This window comes from Nocardiopsis coralliicola (assembly GCF_054779695.1).
Map to the genome: position 1 here is coordinate 47309 of NZ_BAAGXT010000012.1, position 21977 is coordinate 69285.

The following is a 21977-nucleotide window of genomic DNA, read 5'->3' on the forward strand; positions in this document are numbered from 1 at the left end:
GCGGGCTCGCCGGGGCCTCAGGCCCCGGCGAGCTCCGCGGCGAACGCGCGGATGTCCCCGACGAGCAGGTCCGGGGCCTGCAGCGCGGCGAAGTGCCCGCCGCGGTCGAACTCGGTCCAGCGGACGACCCGGTTGGACCGCTCCGCGAACGGGCGCAGCGCTCCGTCGCCGGGAAAGACGGCCACCGCCGTCGGCACGCCGGAGACCGGGCCGCCGAAGAACTCGTCGCCGGACTCCTTGTAGAGCCGGGCCGCCGACGGGGCGGTGCCGGTCAGCCAGAACGCGGTGACGTTGGTGAGCAGCGCGTCGTCGGAGACGGATGTCTGCACGCCGCGGCCGGGGTCGTAGTCGACGAACCACTCCATGTTCCAGGCCAGCAGGCCCACCGGCGAGTCGTTGAGCGCGTAGCCGACGGTGTGCGGCCGGGTCGAGTTGACGACCGCGTACCCCGATCGCTGCTCCCACTCCGCTCCCTGCGCGTACACCCGGGCGGCCTGCTCCTCGGTCAGCCCCTCCAGCGGGTTCTCGCTCTCCCAGTCCGGCATCGCGCCGACCAGCGCGTTCACGTGCACCCCGAGCACCCGGTCCGGGAACGCGCGGGCCAGCTCGGGCGAGATGATCGCTCCGGCGTCCCCGCCCTGGGCCAGGTAGCGCTCGTAGCCGAGCCGGGACATGAGCTCGGCCCAGGTCCGCGCCACCCGCGGCGAATCCCACCCCCGGTCCCGCGGCGGCCCGGAGAACGGGAAGCCGGGGATCGACGGCGCCACCACGTGGAAGGCGGGCGCTCCGCGGGCACCGTGCCCCGCCGGGTCGGTGAGCGGCCCGACCACGTCCAGGAAGTCGGCCACCGTGCTGGGCCACCCGTGGGTGAGGATGAGCGGCACAGCCTCCGGATCGGCCGAGCGCGCGTGCAGGAAGTGCACCGGATGCCCGTCGATCACGGTGGTGTACTGCGGCACGGCGTTGAGCCGCCGCTCCTGCTCGCGCCAGTCGAACCCGTCCCGCCAGTACGCCGCCAACCGGCGCAGATACCCCTGCTCCACGCCGTACTCCCACCCCGCCCCGGCCAGCTCGACCGGCCAGCGGAAGGCGTCGATCCGCCGGTTGAGGTCGTCCAGCTCCCCTTGGCCGACGGAGGTCTGCGTCTGCGTGATGTCGCTGTCCATGACGGCAACCTAGGCACCGACCCGGACACTTGCTGTCCGCATTGGCCCGTGTCCCGAGAAGCAGGACGGGACGCGGCGGCCCGGGGGCCGGTGCGCGGGCAGTGGTCCGGCCGGCCGCGAAGGCCCCCCCGCGGCCGGCCGGCAGACGGCGGAACCCGTCCTCTCGGGTCCTGCCGTCCATCAGCCCACCTGCTGCGCAGAGCGCTGCGCCCGGGCGGATTCGTCGATGTGCGCGGAGAGGCCGGTCTGCCCGGGGGCGACGTGGGGGCGGAGGACCAGGTCGTCGTCGTAGTCGCCGCCGTTCTGCCGGCGGAACGGGATCGGGGGTTCGGTGCGGGCGGCGAGGAGGCGGGCGGACAGGGCGGCGGCCTCGCGGGCGGCATCGGCGGGTGTGGCGCGGTCCGCGCCGTAGACGGTGAAGGTCGGGAGGACGGACATGCCCGCGTACCAGAAACTGCCGTGGGTGAGCGGGTACAGCACTTCGTCGAGCGGGCCGCTGACGCCGCGGGGCCCGACCGACTTCGGCCGTGCGCCGACGGTCACCACCGGCAGCGCCCGCTTGCCCGCCAGCGGCCCCTCGCCGTAGCGGACCGGGCGGCCGGTCGCGGGGTCGGCGACACCGTAGGCGAACCCCTTGGTGAAGACGCGGTCGAACCAGCCCTTGAGGATCGCCGGCATGCCGTACCACCAGAGCGGGAACTGGACGACGACCGTGTCGGCCCAGGCGAGCTTCTCCTGCTCGGCGCGGACTTCGGGGTCGAGTGTGCCGCCGGTGAAGGCGTGCTCGGCGGCGTCGCCGACGATGAACCGCTCCGCGGGATCGTGACCGTTGGCTCCGGGCCGGACCACCGGGTCCCACTCCATCGCGTACAGGTCGGACTCGCGGACGCTGTGCCCCGCTGCGCGCAGGGCCGCGGCGCCCGCGTCGCGCAGGCTGCCGTTCAGGGACCGGGCCTCCGGGTGGGCGAAGAGCCAGAGGACGCGCTGCGTGCCGCTGCCCGTGCCGCCGCTGCCGCCGGCGTCCGATCCGTCGCCGCCCACGGGGCCTGCGCCGCGGTCGCCGGGGTCGGGTGCCGCCATGGCGCGGTCGGGATGCGGAGCCGCGCTGATCGTGGTGTCCATGTCCTCGAGTCTCCGGCCGGGGCGGACGCGGAACGAGTGGCCTGAAGGACATCGGCCACAAGAATCCGGCCAACTCTCTGGCGGAGCACGGGGCAGGCGACGACGATGGGGGGATGGTGATCGACACGTCCTCCTCCCCGGCACCGGCGCAGGGCGCCGCCGCTCCGGCACCCTCGCGCGCGGACAGGCGGCACCTCGTCGCGCTGCTGGTCCGCGACGGGCTCCTGCCGATCGAGGCGGGCATCGTGCACCGCATCTTCGGCACGGCGCGGGCGGAGGACGGCGGTGCGCCGCTGTACTCCGTGGTGACCTGCACGCCGAACCCCGGCGAGGTGCGCACCGATACCGACTTCACGATCAACGTCACCCGGGGCCTCGACGTGCTCGCCGAGGCGGACACCGTGGTGATCCCCGCATCCGACGCGGACTACGAGCCCTCCGGCGGGCCGCTGGCCGGCCCGCTCGCGGACGCGATCCGCCGGATCCGCCCGGGCGCGCGCATCGCGTCGATCTGCTCCGGAGCGTTCGTTCTCGCAGCGGCGGGCCTGCTGGATGGGCGCCGGGCGACGACGCACTGGAGGTCGGCGGAGGCTCTCACGGCGCTGTACCCGTCGGTTCAGGTGGACTGCGGCGTGCTCTACACCGACGACCGCGGGGTGCTGACGGCGGCGGGTGTCGCCTCGGGCATCGACCTGTGCCTGCACATGGTGCGCTCCGACCACGGGCTGGCCGTGGCGAACGCGGTGGCGCGGTCGACGGTGGTCGCGCCGCACCGCGACGGCGGCCAGGCCCAGTTCGTGCGCACCCCGGTTCCGCGCACCTCCGGCCCGGCCGGATCGGCGACCGGGCGGGCCCGGGAGTGGGCGCTCGCCCGCCTGGACGGCCCGCTGCCGCTGGCGCTGCTGGCAGAGCAGGCGGGCCTCAGCGTCCGCTCGTTCACCCGCCGCTTCCGCGAGGAGGCCGGAGTCTCCCCCGCCCGCTGGATCCTCGACCGCCGCCTCGACCGCGCCCGCGAACTCCTCGAAACCACCGATCTCCCCGTCGACAGCGTCGCCGTCCGCGCGGGCCTGGGAACCGCCACTTCGCTCCGGACGCACCTGCACGCCGCCCTCGGCGTCACCCCCTCGGCCTACCGCCGCACTTTCCGCGGCACAGCCTCCCCGGCCGCCGCGGCATGAGGCGGTCGAGCGCCCACTGGTGGCAGGGCTGCTGTTCCTGCAGGGGCGGGAAAGGCCGGAGGCCCCGCGCCTCGGCAGCCGGGCGGCGGCTGATCGCGGGTGCAAGGGGGCCGGGCCGGGTGGTGCTGGTGTGACTGCTGCGAGTAGAGGGGGTTGCAGGGCCGGCGGCCGGCAGGCCAGGCGCGGGTAAGGGGCGTGAACGCCTGGCGACACCCCCTCGGTGCCGCTCCCCCGGCCTCCCTCCGCATATTCCGCGGCGTGAGGCGCTTCACCCGATGAGGTCGCGTGCTCCGCCATCGAGGAGGTCCCGCGCCGCCGTCGCGCCCAGTGCCGCCGCGTCGGCGGCGGGCGCTTCGGCGGCGGTGGCAAGGGCGCGGGTGCCGGACGGGTCGTAGACCACCGCGCGGAGGTGGATCCGGTCCGGGCCGATGAGCCGGGCGTGGCCGGCGATGGGCGATCCGCAGGTGCCGGCGAGGCCGCGCAGGAGGGCCCGCTCCGCCGTTGCGGCCACCCTGGCCACCGGGTCGTCGGCGGCGGCGACCGCCGCGACGCTCGCGGCGTCTCCGGCGCGGCAGCGCACCGCGACGATGCCCGCACCCACCGGTGGGCACACGGTGTCCGTGGACAGGACTTCGCCGGCCTGTGCGGCAAGGCCGAGCCGGGAGAGGCCGGCGAGGGAGAGCACGATCGCGTCGAGGCCGCGCTGCGGGTCGCGCAGGGCGGCGATCCGGGTGTCCACGTTGCCGCGCAGGTGCTCGACTCGCAGATCCGGCCGGGCGCTGAGCACCTGGGCGGCGCGCCGCACCGAACCGGTTCCGACCACCGATCCCGGCGGCAGCGAGGCCAGCGCCGGACCGCCGGACGGCGCGAACAGCACAGCGTCCCGCGGGTCGGCGCGCGGCAGGTAGGCGGCGACCACGGTCCCCGGCGGAGGCGGCTGGTCGCCGGGGACGTCTTTGAGCGAGTGCACGGCGGCGTCGACGCTGCCCTCGGCCAGCGCTGCGTCGACCTTCGCGACGAACACGCCCTTGCCGCCGATCTCGTCGAGCCGCCCGCGGTGGACGTCGCCGTCGGTGGTGACCGCGACGGCCTCGCTCGGCACCCCCAGCCGCTCGGCCACCAGGCGCACCTGGGCCTGCGCGAGTTCGGACGGCCGTGCCCCGAGGCGCAATGACGTCATGCGGCCAACGTAGACCGCGGGACCACCGGGAGCCGGCGGTTCACCGAAACCCGGCCCGCTGCCGGAGGCACGGATGACCGCGCTCCGCCCACGCGCCGCCCGGCAGCCGGGGCCGGCCTCCGCGCCCGGCTTCCCGGCCCTCCGCGGAGGCCGGCCGGCGTTGCCGCTGCGGCGGCGTGCCCGCGGGCATCGGCTCGGCCCCCGCGGGCGTCCTCAGCGATAGCCCGTCGCGTCGGCAGCGCGCCCGGGCTGTTCGACCTCGGTGATGTAGCGCCAGGCATCGGGGCGGCTGCCGTCGGCGTCAGTGAGGCCGTAGACCTTGGCGAGGTGGCCGCTGGAGAGGGTCTGGCCGCTCCAGCGTGCGCGCTGGGAGTCGGCTGCCAGGGCGGCGACGCCGCGGCCGACCAGCACCGGTGACTCCGAGATGCAGAAGTGCGGGACCTGGTCGAAGGCGTCGCGCCAGTTCTCCTCGGTCACTCCGTAGTGCTCCAGCATGGCCTCCGATCGGAGCCAACCGGGGGTGACCGCCACGGCCGCCCCGCCCAGGTCGCGCAACTCGTGCGCCTGGGCCCGCGCCATCCGCTGCACGGCGGACTTCACCAGGTCGTAGAAGAGGCCGACGTCGGCGCGGTAGGCGGCGTTGTAGGCGTCGGTTCCATCGGTCATCTCCACGACGAGCCCGCCGGGCCGCCGGTTCAGCAGCGGCAGCGCATAGTGCGAGGTGATCGCGTGCGTGTCGATGCCGAGCCGCAGCATCCGCAGTCCGCTCTGCAGGTCGTGCTCCCAGATGCGCTGCCCGAAGGCCTCCAGGTAGACGTCGCCGCCCCAGATGTCGTTGACCAGGATATCCAGCCGGCCCTGCTCGGCGCCGATGCGCTGCACGAGCGCTTCGACCTGCGCCGGATCCAGGTGGTCGACCTGGACCGCTATGCCCATACCACCCGCTTCCTCGATCCGCTCCTGCGTGCCTTCGATCGTCTCCGGGCGACCCGATTCCGAGACCTGCGTGCGCGTGGTCCTGCCGGTGGCATACACCGCTGCTCCGGCGCGCCCGAGCTCCACGGCGATCGCCCGCCCTGCTCCCCGGGTCGCCCCGGCGACCAGGGCAACCTTTCCGTCCAGCGCCCCCATCGGCGCCTCCTCCCCGTCGACTGCCGCCATCCTCGCCCGCACTCCTGCCATGTTCTGTCAGGTAGGCCTGCGCCCATCATTCCGCCACCCGGACGTGACCGATTGAGGCCGCGCCCGCTCTGCAGCGGCGGTAGCGGAGAGAGCGCTGCTGCGGACTGGGCACCGGCCGCCTGACCGGCGCTGGCCTGGGGGTTCCCCGGCGGCCGCGGGGAGGCCTCCGGGACGGGGTTCGGCGTATGTCCCGGGGGACAGCTGCCGGTGGCGTGGCAGCCAGGCAACACTGCCGCCCCAGCCACATGGCCGGGGCCGGAGACGCGCGTCCCATGGGTAAGGCCCGGCGGGCGCAGCGCCGACCGCGCCGGAGAAGCTGCGGACCACGGCGGAGCGGAGGACGCGATGGCAGGCCCGATCGGACCGGACGGCCCCGACTCCGTCGGCGCCTACCGCGTCGCCGGCCGGCTCGGTGCCGGCCGGGCGCTGGCGGGTACCGCTCCCGACGGTTCCCGCGCGGTCCTCGTTCCGGGGCCGCCTCCGCCGCCCGCGCACTGCACGCCGGCCGTCCTCGCCACCGGCCTGCCCGGCGGCTTCACCGCTGTGGAATACATCCCCGGGCCCGACCTGGACTCCGCGGTCCGGGACGGCGGCCCGCTCCTGGGCACCGAGCTCGACCGGGTTGCCGTCGCTGCCGCGACCGCCCTCGCGTCCCTGCATGCGGACGGGCGCGCCCACGGGCGGTTCGGCTCCGGCCGGATCCTGCTGGGGCCGGGCAGCCCGCTCATCACCGGCGCGCCGGCGCGCACCGACCTCCTCGGCGTTCCGCTCGCCGAGGCGCAGGCCGCTGACCTGCGCGCCTGGGGGACCACGGTCGCCTTCGCCGCCGGCGGCGCCCGGGACGGCTCCACCGACGAGGGCTCCGCGCGCCTCGACCGGTTCCGACCACTGGTCGACGCCTGCCGCTCGGCCGACCCGGCGCGGGTCCCCGCTTCCTCCGCCGTCCTGGCAGCGCTCCTGGGCGCCGAACCCCGGACCGGGATCGCCGAGCTGCTGGAGCGGGGCGCCGCAGCCGCCGCCGATCCCACGACGCGGCTCGTCCCCGCACCGCTGCCCACGGCCGCCCTCCCCGCGCTGGCCGCGGACCCCTATGTCGAGGTACGCGACACGGATACGCCGCCGACCGCACCCCCGCCACCGGTCATCCCGCAGCACGGCGGGGCAGCACGGCGTGTCGTCGCGGGCCGGGGGTCCGCCGCCGCTGCCGGCTCGGCATCCGAGCCCGGTGCCGGGGCGCCGGCCGGGGCGATGCCGAGCGCCGGCGCGGACACCGCCGCGTGGGGCCGCGCCGGCCAGGCCACCGCAGCGATGGGCGCGGTCGGGGGAGAGACCGGGCCCGACCGGGCCGCCGGCGATCGCCGGCGGGGAGAGCCCGTGCCCCCGCCCGACGCCGATGGCGCGGCAGCTGCGGGACCGGCCGCTCAGCAGGCGGCCGCACCGGCCGGTGCCCAGCGGCGGCGCCGGGCGCTGCTGGGGGTCGCGGGCGCATCGCTGGCCGCACTCGCCGCCGCGGCCGTATGGGCCGGTTCCGGGGAGCCCCCGCCCAGGTCCGCCCCTGCCCCGGCATCCTCCGCTGCAGCCGACCCGTCCGGCCCGGCCCCGCGCAGCCCGCAGGCGGACCCGTCGGCGCAGGCCCTCCTCCGGGTGGAGGCATCCGAAGAGCCCGCTCCCGAGCCGACCCCCACCCCGGAGCCGTCGCCCACACCCTCCCCGACCCCCACCGAGACGCCGACGGGCGACCCGGACCCCACCGGCGGCCCCGACCCGACCGGCGACCCCGATCCCACCGGCGACCCGGACCCGACCGGCGATCCCGGCCCCAGCGGCGACCCCACGGCCGACCCTCCGGCCTGACGGGTCGGGGGGAGACGGCCCTCGGTCCACCACCGCACTCCGAAGGCCCGGCCCAGCGGATACCGCCGCTGCCCGCTGGCAGGCGCCCGCGCCCCGTCCCGCACCGCCCACTCGGCGTGCCCCTGCCCATCCCGCCGGAACCGCCGCGGCCGCCGGGGCTGCCGAAGGCCAGCGGACCGACTGCGGCTCCCCGCCCCGCGCGGTAGCCGCCGCGGCACCGCCCTAAGGCTCCGGAGCGATCTCGGCGGTCAGGTCGTCGAACGCGACGTCGCCGGTGTAGGAGCGGGCGGGGTCGGTTTCGACGAGGTAGACGCGCTCCACGGTGAGGGGCTGGGCGATTCCGGCGGGGACGTCGAAGACGGCGTCGGTCCAGCCGCCCGGTTCGACCGAGGGGCCGTACAGCGAGTGGCTCTGCCCTTCCGCGTCGACGACGCCGAGGACCGCCTGCGCGCCGCCGCCGTCGCCGCGGATCGCCACACCGAAGGCGGCCGCCCGGCCGTCCACCTCAATCGGATGCGGCGGCCGGGCCTCGGCCGAGCGTGTCCGGCCCGACTGGGTGAAGTCGTAAGAGAGGGCGGCCGCCGTGCCCGTGCGGCCGGGCACCGCGCGGATACCCGCCTCGGCGCGCACGCCGTTCGCCGTCCATTCGGCCGCGTCCGCGAAGTCGGCGAGCACGGCGGTGTCCCCGCCGACCGAGACCGGAACCGCCGTCTCCGCCCCGCCGGCCCGCACCGTGATGGTCCCGGCACCGCCGGCCCCCGCGGGCGCCACGGTGAACGCGTCGCCGGTCCGCTCGATCGCGGCCAGCCCGGGGTCGGCCGCGACCTCGACGTCGGCGGGGTCGATCGGCACCTGACCGCCGTCCGGCGCTGCACCGGAGACGGTGAGCTCCACGGGGCCGGCGCCGGCGTCGGCGAAAGCGATCCCGCCCGGGGTGGCGGCTATCGACTCCGGAGCGGCGAGTACCTCGACCGCAAGCTCCCCGCGGACGCCGCCGGCCGTCCCGGTGACGGTGTCCTGCCCGGCGGGTCCGGCGGTGAAGACGGTGCCGTCGACGGTGCCGCGCTCTGCAGCCAGCTCCGGCGTCCCGGCGTTCTCGGCCGGCCCGTACGCGCGGTCGTAGACGGTGGCGGCGAGGCCGCGGCGCATGCCGGTGAAGACCCGGTGCGGGTCGCCCGCGGTGGCGGTGTCGGCGAGCCCGGGCCGCACCCACACCCCGGCCGGCGCCCCGTCCCCCTCGGGAACGGTCATCACCAGGGCGTTGGGCACGGCCCGCTCCTCACCACCAGTCCGATTGCGGCGGAGCGGTTCGAGCCCGCCCGGATTGCGCGCGAGCAGCGTCGAGGACCCGCCGCCGTCGAGCTCGATCGCGTCATGGGCGCCGGCGGCGCGCAGCGCCTCGGCCATCTCGCCCAGCGTCGCCCCGCGCAGCCCGGGTACACGGCCGTCCGAGGTGGCCGCGAACGTCTGCGTTCCGTCCGCGGAGAAGCCGATGGCGGTGCGCGGATGGCGGGCCTCGTCGGGGGCGCCGACCGGTTCGCCGTCGCGGAGCAGCACCTCGCGGCCGCCGAGCACGGTGTGCGGTTCGGCGCCGCCTGCGGTGATCCGGTAGTCGATGCCGACCGGGTCGCCCTTCTCCAGGGCCGCCAGCTGCTCGGCCGCGGCGCCCGAGCCGAGCAGCACCCGGCTGCCGTCCTCGACTGCGCCGCCGGCCCGGTCCGACACCGCGCTCACCCGGCCGTCCTCGATGACGGCCTCGGCGACCCGGCCGGCGCCCTCCACTGCACCGCTGCGCGGGGCTTCGCCCCAGTCGCCGGTGTAGACGCCCAGGCCGCCGTCGGGCACCAACGGCGCGTTGAGCGCGTCGAGCTCGACGGCGGCCCCGGGCAGCTCCGCGGTGCCCTCAAGCGCGGTCTGCTCGACGGTGCCGCGCCCGTCTGCGCCGATGACGACGGCGTGCTCGTACCCCTCGGAAGGGGAGACGAGCGGGTCGCCGTTGCGCACGGCCGCGCCGAGCGGCGCCTCGGTGCCGCCCAGGTCGAAGTAGCCGCCGTTGGCGGCGGCAGCGACGGTCCGGCCCGCCCCGGGGTCGGTCTGCTCGGCGAGGTCGGAGACCGCCGCGGGCTCGGAGACCGCCCCGGAGTCGGCGTAGGTGAATGCTGCGCCTTCGGCGCTGGACACGCTGAGCAGGTTGATCATCGGATCGCCGGTGCCTTCGGGGCGGGCCAGGCCGGCTCCGGGGGCGACGGGGACGGCGCGGCCGGCTGCGCTGGCCGCGCCGGGGGAGGCGAGGGCGAGGAGGAGGGCAGCGGCGGTGGCCGAGGCCACGGCGGTCAGGCGCTTGGACGGGGGAGGGAGCAGGCGCACAGCGGGGCCTCCGTTGGCTGTGGAACGGAGCGTTATTCAATCACCGCGGACCGCTACCGGACCTCCCCCCACGCGCGACCGGTCCGGTAACGCGAGGGGACGTGGACGTGACGGAACGTCTCCAGCGTGCGGTTCAATGGGAGCCCCCTGCTGGAGAGGGTTGACGTGAGCGACTGGCATCTGAAGCCGATGGCCGCATTCGACCTCGAGACGACCGGCGTGGACGTGGAGACCGACCGCGTGGTCACCGCAGCGGTCATCCGCATCGACCCCGCCACCGGCGACACCCGCACGCGCACCTGGCTGGCCGATCCGGGCGTGGAGATCCCCGCCGAGGCGACCGCGGTGCACGGCATCTCCACCGAGCAGGCGCGCGCCGAGGGGCGGCCCGCGGACGAGGTGGTGCGCGAGATCGGCGCGGAACTCGCCGAGCTGACCGACAAGGAGATCCCGATCGTCGCGTTCAACGCGGCCTTCGACCTCACCCTCATCGACCGCGAGATGGCGCGGCACGGCGACTCCACCGACTTCGGCGGGCGCATGCGGGTGGTCGACCCGATGGTGCTGGACCGCCAGGTCGACCGGTACCGGCGCGGCTCGCGGACACTGGTCGACGTCTGCGCGCACTACGAGATCCGGCTGGCTCCGGGCGAGGCGCACGGCTGCGAGGCGGACGCGCTCGCCGCGGCGCGACTGGCTTGGCGGCTGGGGTCCACCCGCCCCGAGCTCGCCGCGATGACCGCCGACGACCTGCACCAGGCGCAGCGGCTCTGGCGTTCGGAGCAGGCCGCCTCCTTCGAGGCGTACCTGCGCCGCTCGAAGGACCCAGGCGCCGTCATCGAACGGGCCTGGCCCCTGGTCCCCCGCCCCGCCGCCGACTGAGTTTCCCCACCCTGTGGACGGAGCGGCGCCACGGCACACGGGCGCCGGTGCGCCCCGCTGACGGAATCCCCTCCAGGGGGCGGGACACGCTCTCGACCGGGGCCCGGAGGGCGCGGCAGGTGCTCAGCGCTGCGCTGCTGCCGTGCCGCCGGCCGGACGGGCAGAGCGGGCGCCGTCCGCCGGGGCGCTCCCCGACCGGCCCTCCTCAGGCCAGCGCGCGGAGCGGCTCAGCGAGTTCAGCGGTGTAGAAGTCCAGGAAGGCGTCGACGTCGCCGCCTGCGTTGAGCAGTGCGAGGCGGTCGTAGCCGGCCTCCGCGAACCGGGACACCTGGGCGACGTGCTCCGCGGCGTCGGGCCCCGCGGAGACCATGCCTGCGACGTCGTCCACCGTCACCGCCGCCGATGCGGCGTCGAAGTTCACCGGGTTCGGAAGCTCCGCCATCACCTTCCACCCGCCGGCCGCGAACCGGATCATCTCGCGCGCCCTTCGCAGCGCCTCGTCCCGGTCCGGCCCCACGGCCAGGGGCACCTCGTTGTAGCGGGCGCCGCCCCCGCCCGCACGGGCATACACCTCGGCGATGTCGGAGCGCGGCTCGTTGGCGAAGAGTGCGTCCCCGTGTTCGGCGGCGAGCTCGGCGGCACGCGGGCCGCCCGCCGCGACCACGATCTCCGGCGGCGTGTCCGGCAGATCGAAGACCCGCGCGTCCTCCAGCGTGATGTGCTCGCCGTCGAAGGAGTGGTAGCCGCCGGACCAGAGCAGCCGGATGACGTGCAGCGCCTCCTCCAGCATCCGGTGGCGGATGTGGACGGGCGGCCACCCCAGCCCCACGACGTGCTCGTTCAGCCGCTCCCCCGCGCCGACCCCGAGGAAGTGCCGTCCTTGGGCGAGCAGCGCGACCGTCGCCGACGCCTGCGCCACCAGCGCCGGGTGGTAGCGGAGGGTCGGGCAGGTGACACCCGTGCCGAGCCGGATGCGCTCGGTCCGCTCGGCGATCGCCGCCAGCACCGACCAGGCGAACGGCGAGTGGCCCTGGCTGTCGAGCCAGGGATGGAAGTGGTCGCTGATCTCCACGAAGTCCAGGCCCGCCTCCTCGGCCCGCACTGCCTGCCGGACGAGTTCCCGGGGCCCGTACTGCTCCGCCATGAGCTTGAGTCCGAACTGCACCGTGCCACCTCCGTGCTCGCTGCGTCTGTGCCCGCGCACGCCGGGACGGCTCCCGGCATGCGGCGGGCGGCCTCGGGGTGGCCGTAACCGGTGCGCCCCGCGGCTAACACGGGGAGGCGCAGGGTTGGGGAAATACTGACCGTGCGATCATGTGGCTGCGCGGCCGGACGTGGCCGGGCAGCACACACCGTGCACCGAGAGGTGCAGTACCGAACAGCAACGACGGCGGAGACGAGGAAGCCGGTGCGAATCCGGCGCGGTCCCGCCACTGTGAGTCGGAGAGCCGGTCCCCGCAGACGCCACCGCCGCCGGGCGGGAAGGCAGGGACCGCGCGATGACCCGCGAGCCAGGAGACTCACCGCCGTCGTCCTCGACACCCGGGGCGGATCTCCCCGCGAGAGGATGGCACGCATGGACGCACGGATGAGGCCACCGGTCTGCTCCGCGTCCGGCCGCCGGCCGGGCCGAGGCGACACGGAAGGACCTGCCGCCCCATGCCGTACACAGCGCCGCCCCGGAAGGCACCGGCCCGGACCCCAGGGCCCCGCCCGCACCAGGACCTGATGGGCCGGTCACGCGGCGGCTCCGCAGCAGCAGCACTCACCGATGCCGCGTCGCTCGGCGGCTTCTTCTCAGCCGTCCCCGCAGAAGCGGGGACGGGCCGGCCGGTCGAGGCGCTGTGGAGCCGCGCCGAACTGGTCCCGCGGATCGCCGCCACCCGGCGGGCGTTCGCCGAACGCGCCGGGGTGGGGGTGGCGAGGGTGGAGCCGCGGGTCGCGGCGTCCGTGCTGTTCCAGAGTGTCGCCGCGCGCCTGCTCAGCCCGGCGGTGGCGACGGCGGCACTGCACGGCGCCGTCCCGGACCCCGCCGCGCTGCGGTGGGCGGATCCCGCGGGCGGCCCGCTGCAGCTCCTGGTGGCCGGCGGCCCCGGCGATGTCGCGCACGGCCGCGGGCCCCGCGCGGTCGGCGCGGCGGTGGCGCGGTTCTACGTGGCGGGGCTGCTGGCGCCGGCGTCGACGGCCTTCCGCGCCGCAGCCCCCGTCTCGCCGACCGTGCTGCGCGGCAACGCGGCCTCCTCGGTCGCCGCGGCAGCCGAGATGGTGGCCCGGCAGCGCCCCGAGGCCGCCGGAGCCGCGGAAGCGGTCGCACGGGCCGTCCTCGCGGACGCCGACCTTGCCGACGCGATCGACTGGCACGCACCGCTCAGCGCCTCCCCTCCGACCCCCTACCAGCGGCGCAGCTGCTGCCTCTACTACCGGCTGCCGGGCATGGGCACCTGTGGAGACTGCGTGCTGCGGTGACGCGCTGCCGCCGCGGGCCCGCGCTGCTCCGGCGCTCTACCCGTGGCTGGCGGCGCGAGGATGGCCGAACCCTCGGGGTGGTCGGCGGGAGCCAGGCGACCGCGGGTTCGGCGTAGAGCACCAAGGCAGCGGGCGGCTTCGTCGGCGGTCTTTCCGCTCTGTCCCGCCGCTCCCGGCCGCTGCGCGGCCAGAGTTTCCACTGTTCGCGGGCTGGAGCGGACGGGACGGCTCGGAGCGCAGGCTCCCGCGCCCAGGTGGCCCGGGTGGCAGCTGGTCAGTGCGTCGGACAAGCGCAACAGCGGCCGGCGAAGCCGCCCTTGCCTTTAACGCCGTGGGCCTGCCCCGCGACCAGCACAACCCCGGCCGCTGCCGCGCCGGCAGCGGCCGCCCTTCCCGGTCCGCGTCAGGCCCTCGTCGTCTTCGTCATTCGGCTGACCCCAGGTTGCGGTGCGACGCGGGCCATGGTGCCGGCCCCGGCCGGTCGGCGGTCCGTGCCGGGCCGGCCGGTGCCAGCGCGTCCGGGTCAGACCACCGCGAGGGTGAACGCGAAGACGGCGGCGCAGATCGCCAGCATCCCGAGACTGGCGGTGAAGTTGCGGCCGAAGTCCCGGACCCGGATGTGCGCGCCCGCCGCAAGCACGAAGTAGACGGTGAGCGCGCCCGCCGTCAGCACCGCCAGCGGCGGAAACCAGACGCCGGCGACCAGGCCCGCAGCAGCGGCGAACTTGATCGGCGGGAACACCCACGCGAGCCGCTGCGGGAACCGGACCGATTCCAGGCACGCCTGGATGAAGGCCGCCGGCTTGATGCAGAGCACCGCATCCGCAAGCTGGATCGCCGCCAGGACTGCGAGCGGCCACCACGGTTCGATCATTGCGGGTCACCCTTCCTCACTCGTGCGCTCTCCTTCAGTCCTGGAGACACCGCGGGGAAGGGTTCTGTGACAGCGGGCACCGGACGTCCGCCTGCGCTAGAGCGCTCGTGCGGCGATCACCGCGTCGACCTCGGCAACGCTGGTCACCTCCGGGAACTGCTCCAGCCACCAGGTCGCGCCGGCCGCGCGGAAGGGCTCGGGGTCAGCGCCGGGCGGGCCGCCGACGGCCACTGCGTAGCCGTCGAGTCCGCCGCGCTGCTCAGCGACGGCGGCGAGCATGGCGCGCAGCCCATCGGGGTCGGTCTCTGGGCAGATGCAATCGAACCGGGCGGCGCGCCGCAGCGGTCCGGGGTTCACCGACTGCGCCCCGATCCAGACCGGGATGCGCGGACGCTGCACGGGCCGGGGCAGGAACCGCAGGCCGTCGACCGTGTAGTGGCCGCCGACGTGGTGCACGTCCGCACCGGTCCAGAGCCGGTCGATGAGGTCGAGCCCTTCGTCCAGCATCGCCGCGCGGGTGCGCGCCGCGGTCTCCTCACCCAGGCGGGACAGCTCGCCGCTCCGGTCGCTGCCGATCCCGGCGCCGAGAACAAAGCGGCCGCCGCTGAGCTGGTCGAGCGCGACGGCCTGCCGCGCGACATCGTGCGGCCGGCGGCGCGGCAGCGGCGTCACCCGGGTGCCCAGCACGATGCGCCGTGTCGCCGCGGCCGCGGCGGCCAGCGCGATCCACGCATCGCCGACGGCCAGCCCGGGAGACCGGGGCCGCGCGACGTGGTCCCACAGGAACACGCCGTCGAAGCCCGCCGCCTCCGCCCGCGCCGCGACTCCGGCCACGGCACCCGGGTCGGCGAGCTCCCCGAACGGCGGCAGATACAGTCCGGTCCGCATTGCGCCTCCACTCCTCGTCCGGGACCGCCGTCCCGCTGGTCAACTGCGCCGCTCCGCCCGATGCTCCTCGGCGGCCGCGCTTCCGCGGCGGCTCGCGGCGATGGCGGCCTGGTTCTCGACCGCCCACGCGGCGAGGGCGGACAAGGGTTCCAGCAGCGAGCGCCCCAGGGGCGTCAGGCTGTACTCCACGCTCGGCGGAACCGTCGCGAAGACCTCCCGGTGCACCAGCCCGTCGGCTTCCAGAACGCGCAGCGTGCGCGTCAGCATGCGCTGGCTGATCGCCTCGATCCCGCGATGCAGCTCGTTGAACCGGTAGGGGCGCTGGCCGAGCAGCACCACGACCAGCACGGTCCACTTATCCCCGATCCTGCGCAAGACGTCACTCACGGGGCATTCCACGTGCTCGCCGGCGGGAACCGGTGCCGGCAGCACGGTGTCCAGCGGGGCGGGCACATCGGTGTTCGCTGCTGACATGGAACTGCCTTCTTTCGCTCAGCTGCCCGCTTACCCAGGATGGGGGTACTGACGAAAAGTAACCGGAGGGCGCGATGAATGGCCAGGATCCCGGCTCTGCACAGGCGGACCCGACGGCGCGGACCTTCGTGATCACCGGCGGGAGCGACGGTATGGGCCGCGCGCTGGCCCTCGGCCGAGCGGCGCGGGGCGACCGGGTCCTCGCGGTCGGCAGCAGTTCCGCCAAGGGCACCCGGCTCCTCGCGGAGGCGGAGGAAGCCGGGGTTGCGGGGCGGATCGACTTCCTCGCGGCCGACCTCAGCACCGTCGCGGGCAGCCAGTCGGTCATCGACCGGGTCGCGGCCCGGTACGGGCGCATCGACGGCCTCGTCCTGGGCGCCAACCGCCAGTTTCCGCGCCGGGTCGAGACGGCCGACGGGTTCGAGGCGACCTTCGCGCTGTACTACCTCAGCCGGGCGATTCTCAGCCGCGGACTCGTCACGGCGCTGAGCTCGGGTGTGCGCCCGGTGATCGTCAATATCGCCGGTACCGGAATCACCGCCGGCCGCATCCGCTGGAGCGATCCGCAGCTCCGGCGCGGCTACCGGACGGTGGCGGCCCAGATCCAGGCGGGCCGGGCCAATGACCTGCTGGGGGTGGCGATGGCCGAGGAGTACGGCGACCGCGTCCCCTACGTCCTCTTCAATCCGGGGTTCACGAAGAGCGGCGACGCCGCAATGGAACAGCTCCGGCCGTCCACCCGCGCCCTCATCAAGGCACTGGCCGCGATTGCCGCGAAACCGATCGAGCGGGCCGTCGCGCCCGTCCACGAAGTCCTCGACGCACCACCGGCCGCCCGGTTGACCGCACTCGCCCGCAGCAGGCCGCTCCCCCTCGACCTCCCCACCCTCGACCCGGGCGCAGCCCGCCGCCTCGCCGGCGCCACCGCGCAGATGCTGTCCAGCGCGGCGGAGCCGCCCCCGGCGGACGGCAGCCAGAGCTGACGCCCGCCGCCGTCCGCCCAGCCGGCGGCTTGACTTCACGTTAAGTAGAGGTACTGGGATGGAACGCACCTCACCGGACCCCTCCGGCGAGGAGGTACTCGCGAGGAGGCATGGCATGACTCTGGTAATCGGCGCGTCCGGCAAGGTCGGCGGCGCAGCAGTCCGGCAGCTCTCGGACCGGGGCCGTCCGGTTCGGGCGTTCGTCCGCGATCCCGCAGGGGTGCGGTTCCCCGAGGGCGTCGAGGTGGCGCAGGGCGACCTCGGTGATCCGGAGTCGCTGCGGTCCGCCCTGCGCGATGTGGACGACGTCTTCCTGGTGTGGGGCGCGGTGGGCCTCGACCCCCGACCGGTGATCGACGTGATCGCCGGCAGTGCGCGCCGGGTGGTCCACCTGTCGTCCGACGGCGTCGACGACGCCAGCGAGGAGCAGGCGGACCCGATCAACGGGATGCACGCCGCGATCGAACGCCTGCTCTCAGCACGCGGCCTGCGGACCACCACGGTCCGGGGCGGCGGCTTCGCCAGCAACGACCTGGCGTGGGCGGAAGGCATCCGCGCGAGCGGCACCGTCCGGGACCCGTTCCCCCGAGCGCGCCGCTCCATGGTGCACGAAGCCGACCTGGCCGAGGTCGGTGTCACCGCACTGTCGGAGCCGGGCCACGAGGGCGCGACCTACACGGTGACCGGCCCCGAGATGCTCAGCACCGAGGACCGCGTCGCCATCATCGGCGAGGTCATCGGCCGGCCCCTCCGCCTCGAAACGCAGCCGCACGAGGAGGCCCGCGCGGAACTGGCTGCCTCCGGGCTCCCGGACGAGTACGTCGACGCCATCATGGTCGCCCACGAATCCTTCTCCCACCCCGGCTACACGGAGAAGCTCACCCCGTCCACCGCCGTCACCGGCACCCCGCCGCGCACCTACCGCCAGTGGGCCCTGGACCACATCGACGACTTCCGCTGACGAGGGGCCGCCCCACCCGCACACAAAAGAACCCCCGCGACCTGGATTCCCAGTCCGCGGGGGTTCTCGCACCCCTGCGACAAGTGGCTAGGGACGGGGTCGAACCGCCGACCTTCCGCTTTTCAGGCGGACGCTCGTACCAACTGAGCTACCTAGCCGCAGCCACGTGTGTGGCGAGCGGTCCTGACGGGATTTGAACCCGCGGCCTCCACCTTGACAGGGTGGCGAGCACTCCTAACTGCTCCACAGGACCTTATGTGGTTGTCCGCCCGCGCAGGGACGGCGCTCCGTGTCCTCTATTGTGCCAGAGCCTCGGCACTCCTTCGGACGGAGCCGTACCCCCTACCGGATTCGAACCGGCGTTACCGCCTTGAAAGGGCAGCGTCCTAGGCCACTAGACGAAGGGGGCTCAGCGACGAACGAGGCCGTCGGCTGCCCGATCCGCCCGTTCGCCGGGACGGACTAAGCATAGGGGAGAGGGGCGCCCTGTGCCAAAGCGATTCCCGCCCACCGCACGATTACGGTGTCGCTGCAGGTGGGGATGGGCCCTCCGGCGCGTCGGAGGGGGTTTCCGAGGGGTCCCCTGCGGGGCTGTCCGACGGGTCTTCGGCGGGTTCCCCGGAGGGCTCGGGCGGCTCGACGTCGCGTTCGGGGTCCTCTTCGATATGCCGCTCGATCTGGGCCGACGTCAGCCCGAGCCCGCCGAGTGTGACGTCGTCCCAGGCCTGCAGCCGCTTGGTGTCGGCGTCGAAGTAGAGGACCGACGCCTCGTACGGCTTCGGCTGGTCGATGCCGCTCTCCAGCCCGCGCAGGCCGGCACCGCCCGTCGAGCCCTGCACCGCGAACCGCGTGCCCTCGTCAGTGAGCTCGCTCCACCGGCGGTGGCCGTGGCCGGCGAGGATCAGCGGGGTGCGGCCGTTGAAGGCGTCGGCCTGCACGGGGTCGTGCAGCACGGCGACGTCGATCGGCGGATCCGCGCCGTCCAGCTGCTCGGCCTGCTGCCGGCCGATCGCGGCCACCTCGTCGGCGTCGGGGTTGTCGGCCGTCTTGTCCGGCTCGAAGCGGGGGTCGCCGGCGCCGTAGAAGACGAGGCCGCCGACCTCCTCCACACCGTCGTCCAGCACGACCGCGTTGGGCTGCGCCTCCACCGCGCGCTGCGTCCCCATCGAGTCGTGGTTGCCGCGCACCCACACGTAGGGCACGTCGAGGTCGGCGATCTTGTCGGCGAAGGCGTCCTCTGCAGCGCTGCCGCGGTCGGTCAGGTCACCCGAGTCGACGATCATGTCGACCTGGAACTGGCGCTGGATCGACGAGACGACGTTCCACGCTGCGGGGTTCAGGTGGATGTCGGAGACGTGCAGGACGCGGATGGTGCCTTCGTCGCCCTCGTAGACGGGCAGGTCGGAGGTGACTTCATAGAGCTGGGAGACGTTGCCGACCAGTCCGGCCAGCTGCTGGCGGTACTGCTCGAACCGGCTCACGACCTGCTCGGCACTGCCGACCACCTGCGGCGCGCCGGCCAGCAGCCCGGAGTAGCGGGGCTCGGCGATGGCCGAGGGGTTGAAGGTGAGCGCCGCGAGGCCGCCGGAGGCGGCGAACACGGCGACCGACGTGCCGGCGCTCCAGGCCGTCTTGCGCCACGTGCGGAAGAGGAGCGCTCCGGCGAGCGCGGCGCCCAGCGCGGCCGCAACGGCGGCCTGGACGAACAGGTGGATCACGCCGTTGCGCAGCTCGGTGCCGATGCTCTGCGCCATCCGGTCGATCGCCCCGGGGTCGTTGAACATCTCCTCGGCGGCGGCCAGGCGGATCTCGGTGATCTCGGCGGTGAAGCGGAGCGGAGCGGAGTGGGTGTCGAACTGCAGCGTGCCGAGCGGGGCGACGTCGACGACGGTCTCCCCGTCCCAGCTCGGGGCGACGGAGAGGGTGACGTCGGCGGGGCCGATCGGCGTCAGCACCTGGCCGCCGACGGCCAGGCCGAGCCACCCGCCGAGCAGGCCCGCGGCGACCACCCCGGCCACCCGGGCGCCGCGCAGCAGCGCCTCGCGCCGGGCGTCCGCCCAGGTCCGCACGGCGGACAGCGCCGATCTCACGCGCGAAAACACGACACCATCATGCCCACGCACCCGCACCCGGCAACGCCCCAGCGCCGACGCGTGGAAACCGCGCTCCGCTACGGCGCGGAGCGGCCGCTGCGCAGCGCCGCGGGCGCTCCGGCGCCTGCCGCGGCGGACCCCCAGGGCACGCGGCCCGCGGGCAGTCCGGCGGCACGCGGCACGCGACAGCGCCCGCGACGTGGCCGACAATACGAGTGTGGTCGAACTCAACCGCCTGGAATTCGAAGAGCTCGTCGCAGACGCTCTGGACAGCATCCCGCAACCGCTCGCACAGGCGATGGACAACGTCGTGGTGACGGTGGCCGAGAACCCGCCCGAGCCGGGGCTCCTCGGCCTGTACGAGGGGGTGCCGCTGACCGAGCGCGGCGAGGGCTACGCCGGCGTCCTGCCCGACCAGATCTTCATCTACTGGCGGGAGATCTGCGCCGTCTGCGCGACGCCGGAGGATGTAGTGGAAGAGGTGCGCATCACCGTCATCCACGAGGTCGCCCACCACTTCGGGATCGACGACGACCGCCTGCACGAACTCGGCTGGGGCTGAGCCGGCTGACGGCGGCGTGCCCCCGGCCCCCTGCCTGCGGGGCGGGGCGCCATCCCTCAGCGCCCGTCCGGCGGCGCCCCGCGCTCACGCGCCTCCGCTAAGGACAGGCCGATGGAGGCGTGCTCGGCGCCCGAAACCCCGCGGCCATTCCGGCGCATGCCCCCAGAACGGGCGCGCAGGCAACGAACGCGCGACGGATCCGCGAGAACCGGTTGCGCAGCGTGACCCGATTAGAGACTGTAAGTCACTGTCCGGCAACTTGGAGTGAAACTCCGGGTGTGCGCCCCGGCCCATCCGGGACACGGGCTGAGGACGAGCCGAGAGGGGGCCGCCGGTGGAGAGTCCGCGCACGGACGGTGCGACGGGTCCGGCCGCGGCACCGCGGCCGGACCGCCCGGAGGACCCGGAGGACCCGGGGGGTCCGGAGCCGGGCAGCACCCGGACGTCCGCCGCAGCACCGGACGGCACCGGGGCGGCCACCCCCGATTGGAAGCGGGCCTACGCCGACGTGGCGCGGATCAGCGAGTTCCGCGCCCTCTGGGCGTCGCACGCGATCACCATGGCCGGCAGCCACCTGCTCAGCCTGTCGGTGTCGATGCTCGTCTACCGGGAGACGCAGTCGCCGCTGGCGGCCGGCATCACCATCACGCTGACGTTCCTCCCGCACGTGCTGGCCGGTCCGCTGCTGAGCGGGCTGAGCGACATCGTGCCCCGGCGGAAGGTGATGATCGCCTGCGACGTGCTGCGCGCGCTGCTCGTCGCCGCCATCGCGCTTCCGGGGCTGCCGGTGTGGCTGATCTGGCCGCTGCTGTTCTGCACGATCCTGCCCATGATTCCGTTCGGCGCGGCGCGCGCGGCGCTGATGGCGCAGATGCTGGAGGGCGAGCGGTTCGTCGCCTCCTCGGCCATCATCAACCTGACCAGCCACGTCGGCACGCTGGCCGGACTCCTCGCGGGCGGCTGGGCGTTCGCGGTGCTCGGACCGGTCGGCGCTCTGGGCGTCACGTCCGCGGCGTTCCTGGTGTCGGCCGTGATCATCCGGTGGGGCGTGGGCGAACGCCCCGCACCCGCGGCGCAGGACCGGGGCCGGCCGTCGCTGGCCGCGATCGCCCGCGACGGCACCCGGGTGGTCGCCGGGGATCCGCGGCTGCGGACGCTGGCGCTGATGGCCTGGCTTGCGGTGTTCTACATGGTGCCGTTCGGGCTGGCCGGTCCGCTGTCGTCGGCGGTGGGCGGCGGCTCGGTCGGCGCGAGCCTGATCATGGCGGCGCCGGCGATGGGCGCGCTCGTCGGCGGATACACGCTCACCCGGATCATCGGCCCGACGCTCCGCATGCACCTGCTCGGACCGCTCGCCGTCGCCGGATCCGTGCCGCTCACGCTGTGGGTGCTGCACCCGCCGCTGTGGGCCATGGTGGCCCTGCTGGCCGTGTCCGGGGCGCTGTGCTCCTACCAGCTCGTGGCGAATGCGGCGTTCGTGCTGTGCGCGCCGGAAAGCGGGCGCGGGCAGGCGTTCGGCCTGGTTGCGGGCGGGCTCCAGGCGGCGCAGGGCGTCGGGATCGCGGCCGCGGCGCTCGCGGTCGAGGTGGTGCCGCTGGAGACCGTGGTGGCCGGCGCCGGCGTCCTCGGCGTCGCAGCGGCGCTCCTGCTCGCCTTCCCGTGGGCCCGCCTCGTGCCGGGCGTGCTGGAGCGGATGCAGGCGTCCAGCGGCGCGTGAGCCGGCGCGGTCAGGGCTGCGCACCCCC

At 75.0% G+C, this 21977-nt stretch carries 18 protein-coding genes, 3 tRNA genes and 1 riboswitch; of the genes, 8 read left to right on the forward strand and 13 right to left on the reverse strand.

Annotated elements, in window-relative coordinates:
• Positions 1–17: 17 nt before the first annotated feature.
• Together ACYVGT_RS11395 and ACYVGT_RS11400 are read right to left on the reverse strand one after the other, a co-directional pair.
• Positions 18–1166: an epoxide hydrolase family protein gene (locus ACYVGT_RS11395; RefSeq protein WP_460856948.1), complete on the reverse strand. Its 1149-nt coding sequence runs from the start codon at positions 1164–1166 to the stop codon at positions 18–20.
• 180 nt (positions 1167–1346) lie between these two features.
• The gene (locus ACYVGT_RS11400) at positions 1347–2288 is read right to left on the reverse strand and encodes an NAD(P)H-dependent oxidoreductase (RefSeq protein WP_460856951.1); all 942 of its coding nucleotides are present in this window, start codon (positions 2286–2288) and stop codon (positions 1347–1349) included.
• A gap of 113 nt (positions 2289–2401) precedes the next feature.
• Between ACYVGT_RS11400 and ACYVGT_RS11405 the strand changes: the two genes are divergently transcribed.
• Positions 2402–3466 (forward strand): GlxA family transcriptional regulator, encoded by a 1065-nt coding sequence (locus ACYVGT_RS11405; protein WP_460856953.1) that lies wholly within the window; start codon positions 2402–2404, stop codon positions 3464–3466.
• A gap of 268 nt (positions 3467–3734) precedes the next feature.
• Here ACYVGT_RS11405 and hemC read toward each other — a convergent pair whose 3' ends face one another.
• Positions 3735–4646: a hydroxymethylbilane synthase gene (gene hemC, locus ACYVGT_RS11410; protein ID WP_460856955.1), complete on the reverse strand. Its 912-nt coding sequence runs from the start codon at positions 4644–4646 to the stop codon at positions 3735–3737.
• A gap of 213 nt (positions 4647–4859) precedes the next feature.
• Entirely contained in the window at positions 4860–5807 is a 948-nt protein-coding gene (locus ACYVGT_RS11415) for an SDR family oxidoreductase (protein WP_460856957.1), read from the reverse strand.
• A gap of 366 nt (positions 5808–6173) precedes the next feature.
• On the opposite strand from ACYVGT_RS11415, the gene ACYVGT_RS11420 reads away from it, so the two are divergent.
• Complete coding sequence (locus ACYVGT_RS11420; RefSeq protein WP_460856960.1) at positions 6174–7682, forward strand: hypothetical protein; 1509 nt, start codon at positions 6174–6176, stop codon at positions 7680–7682.
• A gap of 222 nt (positions 7683–7904) precedes the next feature.
• Here the strand turns inward: ACYVGT_RS11420 and ACYVGT_RS11425 are convergent, their stop codons facing one another.
• Positions 7905–10049, reverse strand: a complete 2145-nt coding sequence (locus ACYVGT_RS11425) for a phosphodiester glycosidase family protein (protein ID WP_460856962.1) — start codon at positions 10047–10049, stop codon at positions 7905–7907.
• A gap of 165 nt (positions 10050–10214) precedes the next feature.
• Between ACYVGT_RS11425 and ACYVGT_RS11430 the strand changes: the two genes are divergently transcribed.
• Positions 10215–10931, forward strand: a complete 717-nt coding sequence (locus tag ACYVGT_RS11430; RefSeq protein ID WP_460856965.1) for an exonuclease domain-containing protein — start codon at positions 10215–10217, stop codon at positions 10929–10931.
• A gap of 205 nt (positions 10932–11136) precedes the next feature.
• Here the strand turns inward: ACYVGT_RS11430 and ACYVGT_RS11435 are convergent, their stop codons facing one another.
• On the reverse strand, positions 11137–12096 hold the full coding sequence (locus ACYVGT_RS11435; protein WP_460856967.1) for a TIGR03557 family F420-dependent LLM class oxidoreductase: 960 nt from the start codon (positions 12094–12096) through the stop codon (positions 11137–11139).
• 206 nt (positions 12097–12302) lie between these two features.
• Positions 12303–12473: riboswitch (cobalamin riboswitch) on the forward strand.
• Between the two features lie 186 nt (positions 12474–12659).
• On the opposite strand from ACYVGT_RS11435, the gene ACYVGT_RS11440 reads away from it, so the two are divergent.
• Positions 12660–13397, forward strand: a complete 738-nt coding sequence (locus ACYVGT_RS11440; protein ID WP_460856969.1) for a (2Fe-2S)-binding protein — start codon at positions 12660–12662, stop codon at positions 13395–13397.
• Positions 13398–13920: 523 nt separating this feature from the next.
• Here ACYVGT_RS11440 and ACYVGT_RS11445 read toward each other — a convergent pair.
• From ACYVGT_RS11445 to ACYVGT_RS11455, 3 genes are all read right to left on the reverse strand, one after another.
• The gene (locus tag ACYVGT_RS11445) at positions 13921–14271 is read right to left on the reverse strand and encodes a DoxX family protein (protein WP_460856971.1); all 351 of its coding nucleotides are present in this window, start codon (positions 14269–14271) and stop codon (positions 13921–13923) included.
• Between the two features lie 96 nt (positions 14272–14367).
• The gene (locus tag ACYVGT_RS11450; RefSeq protein WP_460856974.1) at positions 14368–15159 is read right to left on the reverse strand and encodes an LLM class flavin-dependent oxidoreductase; all 792 of its coding nucleotides are present in this window, start codon (positions 15157–15159) and stop codon (positions 14368–14370) included.
• Between the two features lie 39 nt (positions 15160–15198).
• Positions 15199–15633 (reverse strand): winged helix-turn-helix transcriptional regulator, encoded by a 435-nt coding sequence (locus ACYVGT_RS11455; RefSeq protein ID WP_460856976.1) that lies wholly within the window; start codon positions 15631–15633, stop codon positions 15199–15201.
• Between the two features lie 74 nt (positions 15634–15707).
• Between ACYVGT_RS11455 and ACYVGT_RS11460 the strand changes: the two genes are divergently transcribed.
• Together ACYVGT_RS11460 and ACYVGT_RS11465 are read left to right on the forward strand one after the other, a co-directional pair.
• Positions 15708–16616: an SDR family NAD(P)-dependent oxidoreductase gene (locus tag ACYVGT_RS11460; protein ID WP_460856978.1), complete on the forward strand. Its 909-nt coding sequence runs from the start codon at positions 15708–15710 to the stop codon at positions 16614–16616.
• 115 nt (positions 16617–16731) lie between these two features.
• Positions 16732–17577 (forward strand): NmrA family NAD(P)-binding protein, encoded by an 846-nt coding sequence (locus ACYVGT_RS11465; protein ID WP_460856981.1) that lies wholly within the window; start codon positions 16732–16734, stop codon positions 17575–17577.
• Between the two features lie 84 nt (positions 17578–17661).
• Here ACYVGT_RS11465 and ACYVGT_RS11470 read toward each other — a convergent pair.
• The 4 genes from ACYVGT_RS11470 to ACYVGT_RS11485 form a co-directional block, all read right to left on the reverse strand.
• Positions 17662–17735 (reverse strand) — tRNA-Phe (locus tag ACYVGT_RS11470).
• 20 nt (positions 17736–17755) lie between these two features.
• A tRNA-Asp gene (locus tag ACYVGT_RS11475) sits at positions 17756–17830 on the reverse strand.
• A gap of 83 nt (positions 17831–17913) precedes the next feature.
• A tRNA-Glu gene (locus ACYVGT_RS11480) sits at positions 17914–17986 on the reverse strand.
• Positions 17987–18095: 109 nt separating this feature from the next.
• Positions 18096–19667 carry a metallophosphoesterase family protein gene (locus ACYVGT_RS11485; RefSeq protein WP_460857176.1) on the reverse strand — a complete coding sequence of 524 codons (1572 nt, stop codon included), beginning with the start codon at positions 19665–19667 and terminating at the stop codon, positions 18096–18098.
• Positions 19668–19887: 220 nt separating this feature from the next.
• Between ACYVGT_RS11485 and ACYVGT_RS11490 the strand changes: the two genes are divergently transcribed.
• A complete protein-coding gene (locus ACYVGT_RS11490) occupies positions 19888–20232 on the forward strand; it encodes a metallopeptidase family protein (protein ID WP_460856983.1) in 345 nt (114 codons plus the stop codon).
• Between the two features lie 334 nt (positions 20233–20566).
• Positions 20567–21949 carry an MFS transporter gene (locus ACYVGT_RS11495; protein WP_460856986.1) on the forward strand — a complete coding sequence of 461 codons (1383 nt, stop codon included), beginning with the start codon at positions 20567–20569 and terminating at the stop codon, positions 21947–21949.
• The last annotated feature ends 28 nt before the right edge of the window (positions 21950–21977 follow it).

What these genes read in the sequence shown, in the direction of transcription:
- ACYVGT_RS11415 (WP_460856957.1), bottom strand. Translation starts at nt 5,807, where the DNA reads ATGGCGGCAGTCGACGGGGAGGAGGCGCCGATGGGGGCGCTGGACGGA.
- ACYVGT_RS11420 (WP_460856960.1), top strand. Translation starts at nt 6,174, where the DNA reads ATGGCAGGCCCGATCGGACCGGACGGCCCCGACTCCGTCGGCGCCTAC.
- hemC (WP_460856955.1), bottom strand. Translation starts at nt 4,646, where the DNA reads ATGACGTCATTGCGCCTCGGGGCACGGCCGTCCGAACTCGCGCAGGCC.
- ACYVGT_RS11400 (WP_460856951.1), bottom strand. Translation starts at nt 2,288, where the DNA reads ATGGACACCACGATCAGCGCGGCTCCGCATCCCGACCGCGCCATGGCG.
- ACYVGT_RS11440 (WP_460856969.1), top strand. Translation starts at nt 12,660, where the DNA reads ATGGGCCGGTCACGCGGCGGCTCCGCAGCAGCAGCACTCACCGATGCC.
- ACYVGT_RS11460 (WP_460856978.1), top strand. Translation starts at nt 15,708, where the DNA reads ATGAATGGCCAGGATCCCGGCTCTGCACAGGCGGACCCGACGGCGCGG.
- ACYVGT_RS11405 (WP_460856953.1), top strand. Translation starts at nt 2,402, where the DNA reads ATGGTGATCGACACGTCCTCCTCCCCGGCACCGGCGCAGGGCGCCGCC.
- ACYVGT_RS11455 (WP_460856976.1), bottom strand. Translation starts at nt 15,633, where the DNA reads ATGTCAGCAGCGAACACCGATGTGCCCGCCCCGCTGGACACCGTGCTG.
- ACYVGT_RS11465 (WP_460856981.1), top strand. Translation starts at nt 16,732, where the DNA reads ATGACTCTGGTAATCGGCGCGTCCGGCAAGGTCGGCGGCGCAGCAGTC.
- ACYVGT_RS11450 (WP_460856974.1), bottom strand. Translation starts at nt 15,159, where the DNA reads ATGCGGACCGGACTGTATCTGCCGCCGTTCGGGGAGCTCGCCGACCCG.
- ACYVGT_RS11395 (WP_460856948.1), bottom strand. Translation starts at nt 1,166, where the DNA reads ATGGACAGCGACATCACGCAGACGCAGACCTCCGTCGGCCAAGGGGAG.
- ACYVGT_RS11445 (WP_460856971.1), bottom strand. Translation starts at nt 14,271, where the DNA reads ATGATCGAACCGTGGTGGCCGCTCGCAGTCCTGGCGGCGATCCAGCTT.